Genomic DNA, 15702 nt, shown 5'->3' on the forward strand with positions numbered 1-15702 from the left:
GATTAATAATGAAGCATGTGGTGTTCTATGATGCAGCGTGTCCCCTATGCTCGAATGCCAGAAGGGTAATTGAAAGGTTGGATTGGTTTAAAAGGATTTATTGGATCCCACTCCAGGAGATTGAAAAAACCGAGTATAAATCGTTCATCACTCAGAATCGAAACGTGTATGACGAAATTCATATGATCACATCAAAAGGAAAAGTTTTAAAGGGTTTTGACACGGTCAGACGTGTTTTAACGCTTTTGCCCATTTCATTACCAATAAGTCTACTATTATACTTACCTTTCATGGATAAAATCTTCAGTCCTCTCTATATGTGGATTTCAAAAAATCGGTACGATTGGTTCGGGCGTTATGATTCACCGAAAACGCAATAGGAACCCCTGGGAAGTTGTCATTAAAGTGGCAACTTCTTTTTGGTTGATGAAATTCTATTAACTGTTAACACCCGCCTTCAATTTGTGAAGTATATGGGTTTACATTCACCTCTACCTCGTATTATAATATACTGTATTTAATTCCGATAAAACTCATAGGAAATGGAGGTAATATTATGGCGATGCAACAACCAGCCATAAAAACGAACAGAGAGCCATTAGATTCTACTGGTCTCCCATCCCCCCAAACTCTGCTAATTACAGGGGGCCTTATCACTGCACTAGCATTGAGTATTGCAATCTTTACTTCAGCAGGTCTACAGCAAAGTATGACGATGTGGATTGGTCTTTTATTAGGTTATACATTATTTCATGCACGGTTCGGCTTCACTTCAGCGTTCAGGCGCCTGCTTGCGGTGGGTAATGGAGAAGCATTACGTGCACATATGATCATGATGGCTGTCGCATGTACGTTGTTTGCACCGATTTTAAGTATGGGAGTTGGGATGTTCGGTAACACACCTGCCGGCTATGTGTCTCCTGTTGGTACGAGTGTTGTAGTCGGGGCTTTCCTCTTTGGTATTGGCATGCAGCTAGGAGGCGGTTGTGCGTCTGGTACGTTGTATGCAGTCGGTGGCGGACGCTCTGCGATGTTCATTACGTTGATTGCGTTTATTGTTGGTTCTGTCCTTGGTGCCTGGCATTGGGATTTTTGGGTGAATCAGACCCCTTCTTTCGAAGCCATTTCACTAGCAACTAGCACAGGTCTTGGTTATACCGGAGCATGGGTCGTTCAAATTTTTATTTTCGCTGCCATTTTTGGAGCTACGATCCTTATCGGTAAAAAACGTCGTCCGCCTTCTATGAAGCCATTACCTAGTGGTAAAGGCTTTGCACGAGTCCTTCGTGGTTCTTGGCCGCTTTGGGTTGCGGCGATTTTATTGGCTGTACTTAACGCAATCACTTTGATTGTGAGAGGGAATCCTTGGGGTGTAACTTCAGCATTTGCTTTATGGGGTTCGAAGACAGCAATGGTACTTGGAATCGATGTGACTCAGTGGGCATACTGGTCTGGAGAAAAAGGTGCCGAACTAAATCAATCGGTCCTTGCAGATTCAACGAGTGTATTGAACTTCGGTGTTATATTGGGAGCATTTCTTGCTTCTGCAGCCGGCGGTGCGTTTGCTCTTACAAAAATTGGAGCGAAACGTGCAGCTGCGGCAATTCTCGGAGGCGTGATGATGGGCTATGGTGCCCGAATTGCGTTTGGTTGTAACATAGGTGCTTATTTCGGTGGTATCGCTTCGTTCAGTCTTCATGGATGGGTGTGGATGGTGATGGCGCTCGCTGGAACATTTGTAGCCCTCTACCTTCGTCCTCTGTTCGGAATGTCCGTACCAAAACCGAAAGATACTTTTTGTTAGGCTGTTTTCTAATAGATTGTTGTTATTGAAATACTGTAAGCGGTAGAAATATACCAGACTCCTGTGGGAAAGCGAGCCAGGCGAGACCCCACACTTTTTAAAATGAAGGCTTACCCGTCGATGCTTCAGGGTAAGCCTTTTTCTGATTTATCTTTTGGTTTCCATTATGAGTCCATAACGTTCCCTTCAGCTGGGATCGGATTTTCTTTAAGTAATCTAGCAAAGTGAATAAGATTATACGCCATCATCGTTGCGTTTTTTTGCGTGAATTCATTCTTATAGCCTTCTGCTTCGATATAGGAAGGTCCTGGACCAGCATCCCCGACCCAATAGGTTTCGACATTTGGTGGTACGGTAAAACCAATATGGGACATCGCATAAAGGATGGAACGACAAGCGGTCTTCGCACCATCCTCATTACCGGTGACCACCACTCCACCTACTTTATTGTAATAGATCCCTTGACCCTTTTCATTCGTAAGGCTGCTACCACCATATAATCTTTCGATTGCAAGGGAGGCGATACTGCTTTTTTCTCCTAACCATAATGGTGTTCCTATTAATAAGATATCTGCTTCTTTGATTTTTTGAAAAATGGATGGCCATTCGTCCCCCTCACCCATGTCTTCCGAAATACCGAAGTGAATATCATAGTCTGCCAGGCGGAAAATTTCAGTATGAACGTCATTTTTATTGAAAATTTGGATGACTTCATCTAATAACGCTTGTGTATTGGACCCTTCTTCACTTGATTTTAAGGAGCAATTTAATACAACGGCGTTAATTGACATGTGAACCTCTCCTTCCTTCTGCCCGAAAATATTTTTTGAATGTATCATCCCATTCCCTGAAGTAATTTTTTCTAATCTTCTCAAAAGGGGTGGAAAAAACCTTACAAAAAGTGCTGACCATTTCGATCAGCACTTGATCCGTATTTAATTGGCTTTGTTTTGATAGATTTTCGGTAAAGCAACTTTGTCAAAGTGATTGACGAGATACCTCAGTTCATTTTCAAGCATGTTACCTGACATCGGTACACCGTGCCCAGTGACTGCAATGGAAGGTTTGAGCTGTTCCAGTAATTTTACTGACTCTGAAGCTTTTTCCCAATCCATTGTAAAATAGGCAGGCGGGCCGTTGATTTCTTGTTTTTGTGTGTAAACATTATAGAGAGACTCCTGATCCACTGTGACAAAAGCATCTCCAACGATCAACGCTCGATCGGATTCACGGAATAATGAAATATGCCCTGGAGTATGCCCAGGCGTATGAATCCATTTCCAATCTGTCAAAAATGGTACTGAACCATCATTCGGAAGTTTTTTCAAATGCTCTTCGATGTTGATCGAGTGATTCGGAAAGAGTGGTGACATTTCACTGACCATCCCTCCGTCCACCTTCGGATCTCCTTTCGGATAATCCTCTTGTCCAGTCAAATAAGGGAATTCAAGGGGATGAGCATAAATAGGGATTCTCCAATATTCTGCAAGTTCTTCTACACTTCCAACATGATCGAAGTGTCCGTGTGTCAAGATGATCGCTTTTGGAGGCTTGTCTTCACCAAACTGCTTCTGAACAGCTTCCAAGATTTTTGTTTTCGATTTTGGCATTCCAGCATCAACTAGGACCCAATCGTCTCTATCATTCATCACAAAACATAAATTGACGATTTGGTTGGTATAACAGTAAACATCAGGTATGACGAGATGTCCCTTCCCACTTGCAACGGATGTCATTGGTAGAAATGCACCCCTCACTCGTTCATTCATCGTGCCACCTCCAGATTAATTATATCATCCCTCATTATTCACGACCGCGTTGTATTCTATTCTTTTTCTTAAGAACGGGGATTTTTGGAATGATCTACAAAAACATGCCCTCCGAACAAAAAAGACCCAAAGGGCACAAACTGCCTTTTGGGTCTATTAGATAATTTATCCTTCTAACAACAAGGATTCTGGATCTTCTAATAGTTCCTTTACTTTGACCAGGAATCGGACTGCTTCACTGCCGTCGACGATTCTATGGTCATAGGAAAGCGCGATATACATCATCGGTCTGTTTTCCATACGTTCTTCATCAATTGCGACCGGGCGCCATTGGATCTTATGCATCCCCAGAATACCCACTTGCGGAGTATTCAAGATTGGAGATGACATGAGTGAACCGAACACGCCACCGTTCGTAATTGTAAATGTACCGCCTTGAAGCTCGTTAATTGTCAGCTTTTTATCTTGAGCTTTCTTAGACAATGACTTGATTTCCTTTTCAATTTGCGCAAAGCTCAATTTATCTGCATCTCTTACAACAGGTACGACTAGGCCTTCTTCAGCCCCTACCGCAATACCGATGTCGTAGAACTTCTTGAGAAGCATTTCGTCCCCTTGGATCTCTGCGTTGATTCTAGGGAACTTCTTCAATGCTGCAACAACTGCTTTTGTAAAGAAGGACATATACCCCAGCTTTACATCGTTTTGCTGTAAAAATTGTTCCTTACGGCGCTTACGAAGATCATTGATTGCTGTCAAATCGACCTCGTTATAAGTTGTCAGCATTGCTGCAGTTTGCTGAGCCTCCACAAGTCTTTTCGCGATTGTTTGACGTCTTCTGGACATTTTGACACGTTCAACCGGCTTATCATCCTTTTCTTCAGAGCCTTGTTTAGGTTGGCTGCTTTGTTTTTCAGGCTTAGATTGCTTCGGTTCAGCTTTTTCTTTCTTAGGAGAATCGGCATGATTTTTCACATCTTCTGATCTTACACGGCCAATCGGATCCGTGGACTTCACTTCGTTCAAATCAACTCCTAGCTCTCTAGCCAGCTTACGAGCAGCAGGTGAAGCGACTGGACGATCTGTTTCTTTCGGTTCTTCTTTCGTTTGACTTTCTCCTTTTTCCGGTTGCTCTTCCTTCTTATCTTCTGGTTTCTCTTTAGGCTCTTCTTTTTCTTTCTCAGCTGGTGCTTCATCACTCGGTGCTTCATCACCTTCACCAAGTTTTGCAATCACTTCACCAACTTCAACTGTATCGCCAGCTTCTTTCAACAAATCCGTGATTACGCCATCCTCTTCAGCACTAACCTGGACATTGACTTTATCAGTTTCCAATTCGACGAGGTAATCCCCTTTTGTGACTTTATCGCCAACCTCGACTAACCATTCTGAGATTGTCCCTTCTGTGATGGATTCTGCTAGCTCTGGTACTTTGATTTCGCTCACGATACATTTCCTCCTTCAGTGGTAACTGTGTCTGTCTTTTTCAATTTCAAAGCTTCATTTACGATACGTTCCTGTTCCCTTTTATGGACATCAGGTTCTCCAGCAGCTGGACTGGAACGTTCAGGACGTCCTATATAAGTCACTTTCATGTCATCGGATACTGAAGCTCTGATCTTTGGTTCGATATAGGACCATGCCCCCATATTCTTCGGTTCTTCTTGGACCCAAACGACCTCTTCTAAATTTTTATATTGATCAAGTGATTCTACCATCTCTTTTTCCGGGTACGGATAGAGCTGTTCAATTCGAAGGATGTCAACCCAGTCCCAATCTTGATCATTGGCTTCGACCGCTGTATCGATATCGATAGCTACTTTTCCGCTGCAAAGAATCAAGCGCTTGACGTTTGCTTTCTTCGCTCCGACATTGGATGGATTATATACTGCTTCGAAATTTCCTTCGCTGAAGTCAGCAGGAGTTGAAGCAACACGCGGGTTACGAAGCAGACTTTTCGGTGTCATGATGATCAACGGCCTTACTTCATCTTTTGTTGTCAACGCCGCTTGTCTTCTTAAAATATGGAAGTATTGAGCAGCTGTCGTCAAATTGGTCACTGTCCAGTTGTTCTCTGCAGATAATTGTAAGAACCGTTCAAGACGTCCACTGGAGTGTTCTGGTCCTTGTCCTTCATAACCATGTGGCAGTAATAGGACAAGCCCTGACTTTTGCCCCCACTTCGCACGACCGGCCGAGATGAACTGATCGTAAATGACTTGAGCGGCGTTTGCGAAGTCTCCATATTGTGCTTCCCATAGTACAAGCGTTTCAGGCGCAAATACATTATATCCATATTCAAATCCAACGACTGACGCTTCAGATAACGGACTGTTATGGATGGCATAAGAGGCTTTTGCCTGAGACAGCATGTGTAATGGCGAGAAGGTTTCACCGGTTTTCGGATCATGCAGCACCAGGTGACGATGAGCAAATGTACCACGTTCTGTATCTTGTCCTGTCAATCGGATTGGTGTTCCATCTTTCAGGATCGTCGAAAAGGCTAGCGTTTCAGCTAATGCCCAATCAACCTTACCGCCATCATCAGCAAGGGCTTTTTCACGACGTTTCAGGATTTTTTCAAGTTTCGGATATACAGTGAATCCTTCTGGCCACTTCAGAAGATCGGAATTGATTTCCTGAAGTTCATTCAAAGGCACGGAAGTTTGAATGTCAGACAACCCATTGAAAATCTGTTCCGGAGCTTGGATCTCATCGATTTCATCATGTTTATTTTTCGAAACTTTTCCATATTTATCGTCTAGTTTGTCTTGAACTTCCTTTTCTATCTGTTTGGATTGGTCTTCTGTCAAGACACCTTCAGATTGTAAAACTTCTGCATATAGATGACGCACTGTTGGGTGATTATTCACTTTATCGTAGAGCTGCGGGTTCGTCGCAAAAGGATCGTCCATCTCGTTGTGTCCAAATCGTCGATAACCGATCAGATCGATAAGGAAGTCTTTCTGGAACTTTTTCCGGTATTCGTACGCAAAACTGATTGCAGCAAGACATGCCTCTGGATCATCAGCATTGACATGGACAATCGGGATTTCGAAACCTTTTGCAAGATCACTAGCATACTTTGTTGAGCGGGAGTCACTGCTTTTAGTCGTGAATCCTAAAAGGTTGTTTGCAATGATATGGACGGTCCCACCAGTTTTGTACCCTGGAAGCTGACTTAAATTCAATGTTTCAGCAACGATACCTTCACCAGGGAAAGCCGCATCACCATGAATCAAGATTGAAAACGATTTAGAAACATCCTGCTTTGGATAACCGGCTGAACCGCGATCTTCTTGGGCAGCACGAGCATATCCTTCAACTACTGGATCCACAAATTCAAGATGACTTGGATTGTTTGCTAATGTGATACAAGCAGGTTCATGATTTTCTTCTTCAATTTCACGGTCTGCACCTAAGTGATATTTCACATCACCTGTCCATCCGTAGTTGATTCCCATCGACCCTTCAGAAGGAACAAGGTCTTTATTCGGTGCATGATGGAATTCAGCAAAGATTTTATCATAAGGCTTACCTAATACATGGGCTAACACATTCAAACGACCACGGTGAGCCATACCGATCATGACATTGCGTGCTCCATCATGTACACCTGCGTGAACGATTTCATCCAACATCGGCACCATTGTATCCAGACCCTCGATCGAAAACCGTTTTTGACCGACGAACGTCCGGTGTAGAAATTTTTCAAAACCTTCCACCTCGCTCAACCGATGTAAAAGCTCAATTCGATCTTGAGGTGAAAGTGATGGATAGATTGCGTCAGACTCCACCATTTCGTCGAGCCATTTTCGTTCCTTATCATCATGGACATGGCTGAATTCAAATGCCAAAGACTTTGTATAGATTTGCTTTAGCTTTTCGATTGCTTCAAAACCGTCTTGTATATTTTCAGGTGCATCTTCCCAAACGACTTTTGCAGGAATCGCTTTCAAATCTTCAGTTCTGAGTTGATACTGACCTGGGTCGAGGAATGATGCATCCGTTTGTGGTTCATCTAGAGGATTGATTTTTGCGGCTAAGTGTCCATACGTCCGTATATTGTCCGCAAGCTTGACAGCAGCGACCACTTTCTTCATGGTCGTGGCATCACTCATAGATTGTGATGTATCAGATGGATAGCCTGTTACGCTTTCTGCAGACACCGGTGGTGCACCCCAGGTCTCAAAAAGTTCCTTGACTTCTGGATCAACAGACTCGGGAGCGTCTAAATATTGATCATAAAGCTCGATCGCATAGCCAAGATTGGGGCCATCAAACCCCTCCCAAGGTTGTCCCTTATTTGATCGGTTAGTACTCATTTGTTAATACCTCCAAAATGCTAATGATGAATTTTGTAATCTCGTTGGGTATTTTAAAGAAATTTGCTGCTATTAGTGTATCGTTTTCATGCCTCTAGTACAAATAAAGTGTACATGAGAATCAAAGTTTTTTCGGAGCATCATAAATTGAGGAAACGATGCCTAAAATATCCTGTATTATGGTATACCCCAAATTTAATGAGATGAGTCTTCTAATAGTAAAAACCCGTATTCTAAATTAGCATAAAATCAGATAGAAAACTATGCAAAATGAAAGGAAATTTTACTACATGATGTTTTTTATAGTTTTGTGAATTAATTTATAGATTTTTCCTCTTAATTTATCCATACTCAGGTAAAAGCAGCAAAAAAAGAGAACGTCCTATAAAGTTAGGAACATTCTCTTTGTATAGGTTTACCATCGTTGTTTTCAACCATTCCGAATCACTGAAAATATGTTAAGTTCTAGGTTACTGGATATTCTTTGGAGAAGTGCTCCCCCTGCGGTACTGTTCCCTTTTTGATTGATGGCCGGACCAATGATGCCGATTCCGCATCGACCAGGGACTGAACCGATGATACATCCACTGACACCGCTTTTTATTGGGAAACCGACCTCAACTGCATATTTTCCTGCTTCATTATACATTCCGGACGTCATCATGATCGCCTCGATCGTATTGATGTGTTCCATCGGAATGATTTGTTCCCCTGTTTTCAGTGACCTGCCCCCATTTGCAAAAAATGCTCCGAGCTTTGCAAGATCGGTTGTGTGAACGTCAATTGAATTGATACGAAAATACAAATCCAATGTTTCATCTATATCATGAGCAATAGCTCCAGTACTTTTCATGAAATAAGCGAGTGAACGATTTCGATCTCCTTTCAATTTTTCAGATTCATAGACCTCTTCGTTCATTTTAATGGAATTATTATTTGTAATCTGCCTTAATCTCTTAAGGACTCGACTGAATTTATCTTCCAGATCTTTTCCTTTGATCATTGCAGCAACGGCGATCGCACCAGCATTCACCATCGGATTGAAAGGCTTCGTTACATCGTGTGATTCAAGATGACTGATTGAATTGTAGAAATCCCCCATCGGTTCCATCCCGACATTTTGAAATACTTCATCTTTTCCGAAGTCATCCAGTGCCATCATCAGACTGACAATTTTAGATGCACTTTGGAGTGTGAACTTCACATCTGTATCACCTGCTGAGAATACCTCATTATCCATATCGATGATACAGACACCTAATTTATTTTGATCGATCGCACCTTGTCCCGGTATATCTTTTACAACTGATCCATCTCGAGAATACGGTCTACATTCCGTTACGAGCTCTTCCAACAGTTCGTTCGTTAATTTTTTCATAGTAAGACACCTCGAATTTTACTAGTCTTCCCCTTTCACCTATTCGTTCCACTACGAAGAAAATTTCAAACTGTCGTACTGTTTCATATCCGTGACTATCCGCACTGTTCATTTGTTTTTTGGAGTAGTTTTTCAGGTTATCCAGGCAGCTGTATATGGCATATAAAACTTTTAGCCCCTGCCTTTCAGCTTATTTATAAGAAAATTGCTGATTTTTGAGAAAACATGTGCTATTTTGTTGGAAACCATTTGAATTGGAGTAATTATATTGAATAAGAAAGTAGTCCTACATACGGCATTAGCCGGACTGATGAGTTTTTCATTATTAGCACCAAGTGTTTCAGCACACGATACCCTGGATGACATCTCGATTGAAAAAGGCTCTCACGAGGCAGATTTAAATGAAATTCCGATGTTAGATGGAGCAAAGAACTTGGATCATTGGAATGAAGCGGCAGCAGTTCCACTCAAAGAGTATAATGGGAAAAAGAATTCAACTGCAGATGTGTATGCGTATAAAGGCTTCGCTTATCTAGGAACTCATACATCAGGTGGTGGAAATGGCGGGGTCCGAGTCTTTGACCTCCAGGACCCATCCAACCCAGTTGAAGTGTCCAGATTTGCAGAAGAAATTCCAGGAACCTGGCAAGAAAAAGTTATCGTAAAAACTGTAAACACGCCTTACTTTAAGGGTGATTTAGCCGTAGTAAGCATTCAGCAGCTAAACCGTGATAATCCACTTTCCAAGGGTGGATTCCTACTATATGATGTGTCAGACCCATATGAACCTGAACGTTTAGGGTTTTGGGAACTTGATAAAAGGGTTCCAGGCACCCATGAGTTGTATCTAACGGTTCAAGGGAATAAGCCGCTTGTCTTGACTGCGAATCCATATGCGGATTACTACACACACGGGGAGCAAAAGGATTTTGCATTAGTGGATGTTTCGGACCCAGCTAACCCGAATACCCTGTATGAATTTGATCCAAGGATATTGGAAGAAGTACCAGACGATTTCAATGGTTATCACTGGGAGTCTCCTGACGGAAAAACACGGCCGGTCTTCAATCACAGTACCATGACTGACGAAAACGGCCAGACTGCATTCCTGTCATTCTGGGATCTCGGAACCATCATGTTGGATATTTCGAATCCGAACGACGTAGAATATCTAGGACGTACGGACTTTGCCCCAGATGTTCAAGGGTCAGCACACTCATCAGCTATTGCAAAGGGTGGAAATGTCTTGATTGAAACGCGGGAAGTTTATGCTCCTTCTAGAGAAGGATACGAAGAATCTTATGGTTATACTAGAATTTTCGATATCAAGGATAAAAAAGATCCTAAATTGTTAAGTACGTTCAAGACTGATCTTGTTGATAATATAGAGGATGGTGTCACCTTTGCGAATACGGTCCATGATCCGAAAGTACAAGGAAACACCTTATATCTATCCCATTATGCAGGAGGAGTACGAGCAGTCGATATCACAGATCCTTCCGAACCGGTTGAAATCGGAAAGTATGTTCCCGAACAAGCATATATCTGGGGGGTATTTGTAGACAGGAATTATATCCTTGCATCCGATATGGGTGAAGGCCTTAAAGTACTGTTGAAAAATAACGGACAAAAATAATAGCGATAAACAAGGAGCTGACTTATGGATGACCATCCAAGAGTCGCTCCTTGTTTACAATTAAAGTACTTAAGCAACGCCCAGGGCTTTACTGAGCTAAGTTTACATTACATTTGCTCTCCTAAAGCTCCTGGTTTATGTTGTAAGGTAAAAAGAGTTACGGTGACAGCCAGCAGACTGACAGAAGATAGTGTTAGAAAGATGAGGTTATCTGAAGACGTTAGTAGAACTGAAACGACTGGGGGGCCTGCAGCTACACCAATAAATCGCATACTACTGTAAAATGACGTAATCGTTCCCCTCTCTTCTTTCTCGACTCCTTCTGTAATCAATGCATCTAAACAAGGTAATCCAATTCCGATACCTAGCCCGGAAACAGAGAGAAATAAAATGATCATACCTAATGAATTCATAAACAACAATGAAAACAATGCACCAGTAGAAATCAAATTCCCAATCAAAATCAAACGATCCATACTTCGTTTATCGTTGCCTACCCTTTTGCCAGTAATATAAGAAGCCACACATAGTGTAAGAAGAGGAACGGCCAAATAAATTCCCTTCATGACTCCTGTAATATCGAATCGGCTCTCTAATGATGATGATAGGTAAATAAGAAAACCAAAGACAACAAACATGTTGAAACCACCAATGATGAAAACCCCGTACAACCACCGGCCGTTCTTTTTGAAAATCTGTTTCAACACCTTAAAAAATTCAGCGAATGGTTTAGGTTTATGGGTTTCTTTTGGAGGTTTTACAAATAACAACATCAAAATAACCGCGATTACAGCTAAAAACGGAACAGACCAAAAAGGGATATACCACGCCCAGATTGCAAGTAAAGCTCCTAATATCGGGCTGAGCACTTTTCCAAATGTATTGGATGTTTCGATTAGGCCAAGTCCGGCACTAACTTCATCCTCCTTTTTGAAAAGATCACCTACTGTTGGTATCACCACTGGAAACGCACCAGCTGCCCCTGCTCCCTGCAAGAGACGTCCAAACATGATCCAAGCATATGGATTGTTTGAAAATATGGCTCCCCATCCACTAATGACACCCCCTGCTCCGACCAGAATCAAGCTGGGAATGATGACTTTCTTTCGACCGAAATAATCGGATAGATAACCGGCAATAGGGATGAAGATAATGGCGATGACCGAATAAATTGTAATGATCAGGCTTGATTGGAAAGCTGTAATGTTAATTTCCTTTTCGATGATTGGAAGAACTGGGATGAACATCGAGTTGCCTAAGGTCATCAACAGTGGAATTGAAGCTAAAGCAAACAGAGCTAACTTATTCTCTTTCATATTCTCTTCTCCATCATTCTCCAGTATTTAGAAGCAGAACTTCACCCCCACATTTTTTACCTTTCGCAGTTCAATTATTCATGATCGAATATAAAGAAAACTTGGTAAAGCCAAGCCTTAGCCATTAGTTCCTCGAAAAAGCAATTGCTTTTCCTTCGTGCGGTGTATTGCTTCCGAAGCCGCCAGCTTGTGCACTTATACTGAAGAAAGTATTTTATGCTTTCCTTGAGTGCTAAAAAGAGACTGACCCATAAGTGTTTTGAATTCCTCCTTAAAAGCTTTGTGTTGGAGGTTCTTACACCTTCTTTTGGATCAGCCTCAATCTATTGCCAATTTGGATACGTTGTATGTACCCAAACCCCTGTTTTCATTAAGCTACTAGACTCTTACAAGCATCAGCACATTTGAAGCATGCTTCTGCACATTTTTGGCAGTGGTCATGATCATGCTTCTTACATTCATTACCGCAGGCTTCACAAATGTCTGCACATGCTTTAGCTAATTCTGCCGTAAAAGGAGTCCCTCTTCCTAATGCTTGTTCAAGAAAAGAACACATGTCTGCACATTCTCTATCCATACGGATACAATCAACCATCATTTTTACGTCATCTTCCTTCAGACATGCGTCATAACAATGGTTACATGCTACCATGCATTCATGTAAGGTGTTGATCAAAGATTGGTGATTTTCGTGTGACATCATTAGCCTCCTTTTTTAATATTGGTGCACTTTCAATATACCCGGCAAGGTTTTAGAGTAAACACAATATAAGCGAATGTTGCTAATTTATGGTATAATAAAATAACTGAAATTTCTAACACTTTAAAAGGAGGTTTTATATGTATCAAGTAAAAGAAGATGAGAAAATATTCATTTACACGGGTCCAGATGGTTCGGGTCGAAAAACGTTAGCGAAGATGGTTGCTACTGTTTTTGATATGGAAACGGTGCTATCGTACACGACACGGGAGCCCCGTCATTATGAAGAAGAAGGTAAAGACTATCATTTTGTAAGTGATGAAACTTTTCAAAAGATGCAGCAGCAGAATGAATTTTTAGAATGTGTCGATATAGATGGTTTCCGCTATGGTATCCGTGAACAGGACATTGTGGATACTTTCAAGAACCATAAATTAGTTTATCTAGCACTGAATCCTGAAGGTGCAGATAAACTGAAGCATATGTACGGAGAAAACGTCATTCGGATTTTCATATATGCAGATCGAGACACTGTCATCAAACGACAACAAGAACGGCAAGATGATGAGGCTGCAATCCTCCGACATATGGCACACTATGATGAAACCATGAATTACAAAAATGGTTGTGAACATGCTCTCGAGAATTATGATTTACCTCAAGTATCCTATCAAATTAGTGAGCTTGTTGAAACCTATCTGGACAGAAACTATATCGAATCCGAGTATTGATGTTAGTGAAAAAGCAAAAGTAAGGAAGTGAAAACAATGAAAGCTTTCAGAAAAGCACTCCGGATCATTGTATTTTCAAACCTTGCAGTATTTGGATTCATAATGCTCCTCCCTGCTCTCTTAGTCACGGGAGATATCGAAATTGTACGTGAGTTCATTGCTTTTTTGAATAAAGATTAGATGACTGTGGATTTACTGAAGCGTGTCCTGTAATTTTTGCAGGATACGCTTTTTTGGTGTGATAAATAATACTGTAGATTTGCTCACCGCACGCCCCGCGGAAAGCGAGCATCCTGGAGCGGAATCAACGACTTTCAAGAGCAACAAAGTTACGAAAACAGTCTTTTATTTAAACAATAGTGTTTCCCCTTTTCACTTTGGTTCGGTATTCGATATAATGGATCATATCGTAAAGTGAATGCAGAGGGGAATTTTAGATGAATTCTAAAGATATGCAAGAAAAGATAATCGAAAATTATCAACGGGATGAACAGATGATGATTCTTGTTTTTGCGCAATGGTGTGTAAACAATGATCTTGATCCTGAAGAACTTTATAAGAGAGCTTATCCAAAACAAGCTTCCAATCCATCGCTTAAACAGGCATTCGATCTTACTGTATCAAAAGAAGAAGCTGGGGAAATCGGTGATCAGACATTACTCGGTGTCTTATCAATGTTCGGTAACGAAGATCTTGCTTTTGTCATCACAGAGGAAATTGAAAAACGGAAGAAAAATAATTAAGAGAAACGATTGTTTAAAAACCAAGAGAGCTTGCGTTCCAAGCTCTCTTTTTATCTTTACTTAAAAGGTTTAGAACTCTTCTCTAAAGTTCTTTTCCTGCCTTATCCTTTGGTTAGTAGTTCATCCTCAAGCAGTTTCATGATCTTGAATGGGCCATTACTTTTATTGGAAGGGATAGTGAGTTTGATTTTTGTATTCGGATAGAACGCAGAATGGAAACTGACTCCAGGATCATACCCCATAACATGATATTTGAATACATCATCTGCTTTTTTATTGATCCAAATCCCGTAGCCATAATCGACATCAGACTTTACCTCAATATGAGGACTTAATAACATGTTTGTAGTCGGTTCATCTAAAAGTTTATAGCTGAATAATCCATCCCAGAACTTATTCATCTCTGGTGCAGTAACGTATGCACCTCCATCTGCTCCGCCTTTAATAGGAATGGAGTATGTATTTGTCCTCCAAGTTCCATCCTTTTCTTCAATATATCCCAGGGCTGTATGATCAGGGAGTCTATCTAATGAAAAATAACCTGACGCATCCATGCCGCATCTTCTGAAAATGTTCTTTTCTATATAGTCGGTAAATCCAACTCCAGTCCTCTGCTCGACAATCAAGCCAAGAAGGATGAATCCCGCATTATTGTAATGAAATCTTTCCCCAGGTTTAAAGGCCATATTTTTGTTTTGGAACATTGGGAGAAAATCTTTCAATTCTTTTAAAAGATACATAGGCTTGTTGATCCAAAGTTCTTCAAAGTCATCCATTATATCCTCGTCGAAATAATCTGGAATTCCGGCGCTGTGGGTCAAAAGATGGTGAACGGTTACATTGTAATCAAAGTTTGGGAAATCAAAATCCATACATTCCGTTATTTTTGTCTCAAAAGACAGCATTCCACTTTCTACTAATTGGCAGATCGCTACAGCTGTAAAAAGTTTACACCCTGAAGCGATACCGAATCGGGTATCTCTTTTATTTGCAATTTTTTCTGCTCGATTAGCATACCCTGCCTGTGTAAGAATGAGAGTCTCTTTATCCTTTTCCATATGAACGACACCGGAAAAATCTTCAATGCTATTGATTCGTTTTAATGTGTTTTCAATCAGTGATTCATTTTTCAGCACTTGCTTCCCTCCTCAAAAAACCAGTCTATCTACTTTTCTACAAAAAATAGGAAAGCCCTTTACAAATCTCTGTTATTCTAGCGAAATTCTACGGGTGATCTGTATGCTGATTACCCGCTCCATGCTATGGGAGCCATCTGGCAACAGTACAAATTAACAAGGTC

General features: G+C 41.2%; 14 protein-coding genes. 6 read left to right on the forward strand and 8 right to left on the reverse strand.

The window, feature by feature from the left end; all coding sequences use genetic code 11:
• Positions 1 to 8: 8 nt before the first annotated feature.
• Both ACTWQL_RS06105 and ACTWQL_RS06110 read left to right on the forward strand, forming a co-directional pair.
• Complete coding sequence (locus tag ACTWQL_RS06105) at positions 9 to 380, forward strand: thiol-disulfide oxidoreductase DCC family protein (protein ID WP_443141566.1); 372 nt, start codon at positions 9 to 11, stop codon at positions 378 to 380.
• A 176-nt stretch (positions 381 to 556) separates the two neighbouring features.
• Positions 557 to 1804 carry a YeeE/YedE family protein gene (locus ACTWQL_RS06110; RefSeq protein ID WP_443141567.1) on the forward strand — a complete coding sequence of 416 codons (1248 nt, stop codon included), beginning with the start codon at positions 557 to 559 and terminating at the stop codon, positions 1802 to 1804.
• 164 nt (positions 1805 to 1968) lie between these two features.
• On the opposite strand, the gene ACTWQL_RS06115 is transcribed toward ACTWQL_RS06110, so the two are convergent.
• From ACTWQL_RS06115 to glsA, 5 genes are all read right to left on the reverse strand, one after another.
• Positions 1969 to 2595 carry a flavodoxin family protein gene (locus tag ACTWQL_RS06115; RefSeq protein ID WP_443141568.1) on the reverse strand — a complete coding sequence of 209 codons (627 nt, stop codon included), beginning with the start codon at positions 2593 to 2595 and terminating at the stop codon, positions 1969 to 1971.
• A 144-nt stretch (positions 2596 to 2739) separates the two neighbouring features.
• Entirely contained in the window at positions 2740 to 3573 is an 834-nt protein-coding gene (locus ACTWQL_RS06120; protein ID WP_443141569.1) for an MBL fold metallo-hydrolase, read from the reverse strand.
• Between the two features lie 165 nt (positions 3574 to 3738).
• Positions 3739 to 5019: a 2-oxoglutarate dehydrogenase complex dihydrolipoyllysine-residue succinyltransferase gene (gene odhB, locus ACTWQL_RS06125; RefSeq protein WP_443141570.1), complete on the reverse strand. Its 1281-nt coding sequence runs from the start codon at positions 5017 to 5019 to the stop codon at positions 3739 to 3741.
• Positions 5016 to 7898: a 2-oxoglutarate dehydrogenase E1 component gene (locus ACTWQL_RS06130; protein WP_443141571.1), complete on the reverse strand. Its 2883-nt coding sequence runs from the start codon at positions 7896 to 7898 to the stop codon at positions 5016 to 5018. Before ACTWQL_RS06130 ends, odhB begins: the two co-directional genes overlap by 4 nt.
• Positions 7899 to 8328: 430 nt before the next feature.
• Entirely contained in the window at positions 8329 to 9276 is a 948-nt protein-coding gene (gene glsA, locus ACTWQL_RS06135) for a glutaminase A (RefSeq protein ID WP_443141572.1), read from the reverse strand.
• Between the two features lie 268 nt (positions 9277 to 9544).
• Here glsA and ACTWQL_RS06140 point away from each other — a divergent pair, with 268 nt between their 5' ends.
• Positions 9545 to 10912 carry an LVIVD repeat-containing protein gene (locus tag ACTWQL_RS06140; protein ID WP_443141573.1) on the forward strand — a complete coding sequence of 456 codons (1368 nt, stop codon included), beginning with the start codon at positions 9545 to 9547 and terminating at the stop codon, positions 10910 to 10912.
• A gap of 107 nt (positions 10913 to 11019) precedes the next feature.
• Here ACTWQL_RS06140 and ACTWQL_RS06145 read toward each other — a convergent pair whose 3' ends face one another.
• Together ACTWQL_RS06145 and ACTWQL_RS06150 are read right to left on the reverse strand one after the other, a co-directional pair.
• Entirely contained in the window at positions 11020 to 12228 is a 1209-nt protein-coding gene (locus tag ACTWQL_RS06145) for an MFS transporter (RefSeq protein ID WP_443141574.1), read from the reverse strand.
• Between the two features lie 370 nt (positions 12229 to 12598).
• On the reverse strand, positions 12599 to 12928 hold the full coding sequence (locus ACTWQL_RS06150) for a four-helix bundle copper-binding protein (RefSeq protein ID WP_443141575.1): 330 nt from the start codon (positions 12926 to 12928) through the stop codon (positions 12599 to 12601).
• 140 nt (positions 12929 to 13068) lie between these two features.
• On the opposite strand from ACTWQL_RS06150, the gene ACTWQL_RS06155 reads away from it, so the two are divergent.
• The 3 genes from ACTWQL_RS06155 (at position 13069) to ACTWQL_RS06165 (ending at position 14402) form a co-directional block, all read left to right on the forward strand.
• Positions 13069 to 13659 carry a guanylate kinase gene (locus tag ACTWQL_RS06155; protein WP_443141576.1) on the forward strand — a complete coding sequence of 197 codons (591 nt, stop codon included), beginning with the start codon at positions 13069 to 13071 and terminating at the stop codon, positions 13657 to 13659.
• A 36-nt stretch (positions 13660 to 13695) separates the two neighbouring features.
• Positions 13696 to 13839 carry a hypothetical protein gene (locus ACTWQL_RS06160; protein ID WP_443141577.1) on the forward strand — a complete coding sequence of 48 codons (144 nt, stop codon included), beginning with the start codon at positions 13696 to 13698 and terminating at the stop codon, positions 13837 to 13839.
• Positions 13840 to 14096: 257 nt separating this feature from the next.
• Positions 14097 to 14402 carry a hypothetical protein gene (locus ACTWQL_RS06165; RefSeq protein WP_443141578.1) on the forward strand — a complete coding sequence of 102 codons (306 nt, stop codon included), beginning with the start codon at positions 14097 to 14099 and terminating at the stop codon, positions 14400 to 14402.
• Between the two features lie 101 nt (positions 14403 to 14503).
• On the opposite strand, the gene ACTWQL_RS06170 is transcribed toward ACTWQL_RS06165, so the two are convergent.
• Entirely contained in the window at positions 14504 to 15538 is a 1035-nt protein-coding gene (locus ACTWQL_RS06170; protein ID WP_443141579.1) for a serine hydrolase domain-containing protein, read from the reverse strand.
• Between the last annotated feature and the right edge of the window lie 164 nt (positions 15539 to 15702).

The sequence above is a fragment of the Pseudalkalibacillus sp. R45 genome (genome assembly GCF_052246725.1).
In the GTDB taxonomy this organism is placed as follows: Bacteria; Bacillota; Bacilli; order Bacillales; family Fictibacillaceae; genus Pseudalkalibacillus.

Excerpts from the sequence above, each read along its gene's own strand:
- ACTWQL_RS06110 (WP_443141567.1), top strand. The coding sequence starts at position 557 with ATGGCGATGCAACAACCAGCCATAAAAACGAACAGAGAGCCATTAGAT.
- ACTWQL_RS06165 (WP_443141578.1), top strand. The coding sequence starts at position 14,097 with ATGAATTCTAAAGATATGCAAGAAAAGATAATCGAAAATTATCAACGG.
- ACTWQL_RS06120 (WP_443141569.1), bottom strand. The coding sequence starts at position 3,573 with ATGAATGAACGAGTGAGGGGTGCATTTCTACCAATGACATCCGTTGCA.
- ACTWQL_RS06130 (WP_443141571.1), bottom strand. The coding sequence starts at position 7,898 with ATGAGTACTAACCGATCAAATAAGGGACAACCTTGGGAGGGGTTTGAT.
- ACTWQL_RS06145 (WP_443141574.1), bottom strand. The coding sequence starts at position 12,228 with ATGAAAGAGAATAAGTTAGCTCTGTTTGCTTTAGCTTCAATTCCACTG.
- ACTWQL_RS06150 (WP_443141575.1), bottom strand. The coding sequence starts at position 12,928 with ATGTCACACGAAAATCACCAATCTTTGATCAACACCTTACATGAATGC.
- ACTWQL_RS06115 (WP_443141568.1), bottom strand. The coding sequence starts at position 2,595 with ATGTCAATTAACGCCGTTGTATTAAATTGCTCCTTAAAATCAAGTGAA.
- ACTWQL_RS06105 (WP_443141566.1), top strand. The coding sequence starts at position 9 with ATGAAGCATGTGGTGTTCTATGATGCAGCGTGTCCCCTATGCTCGAAT.
- glsA (WP_443141572.1), bottom strand. The coding sequence starts at position 9,276 with ATGAAAAAATTAACGAACGAACTGTTGGAAGAGCTCGTAACGGAATGT.
- ACTWQL_RS06160 (WP_443141577.1), top strand. The coding sequence starts at position 13,696 with ATGAAAGCTTTCAGAAAAGCACTCCGGATCATTGTATTTTCAAACCTT.
- ACTWQL_RS06155 (WP_443141576.1), top strand. The coding sequence starts at position 13,069 with ATGTATCAAGTAAAAGAAGATGAGAAAATATTCATTTACACGGGTCCA.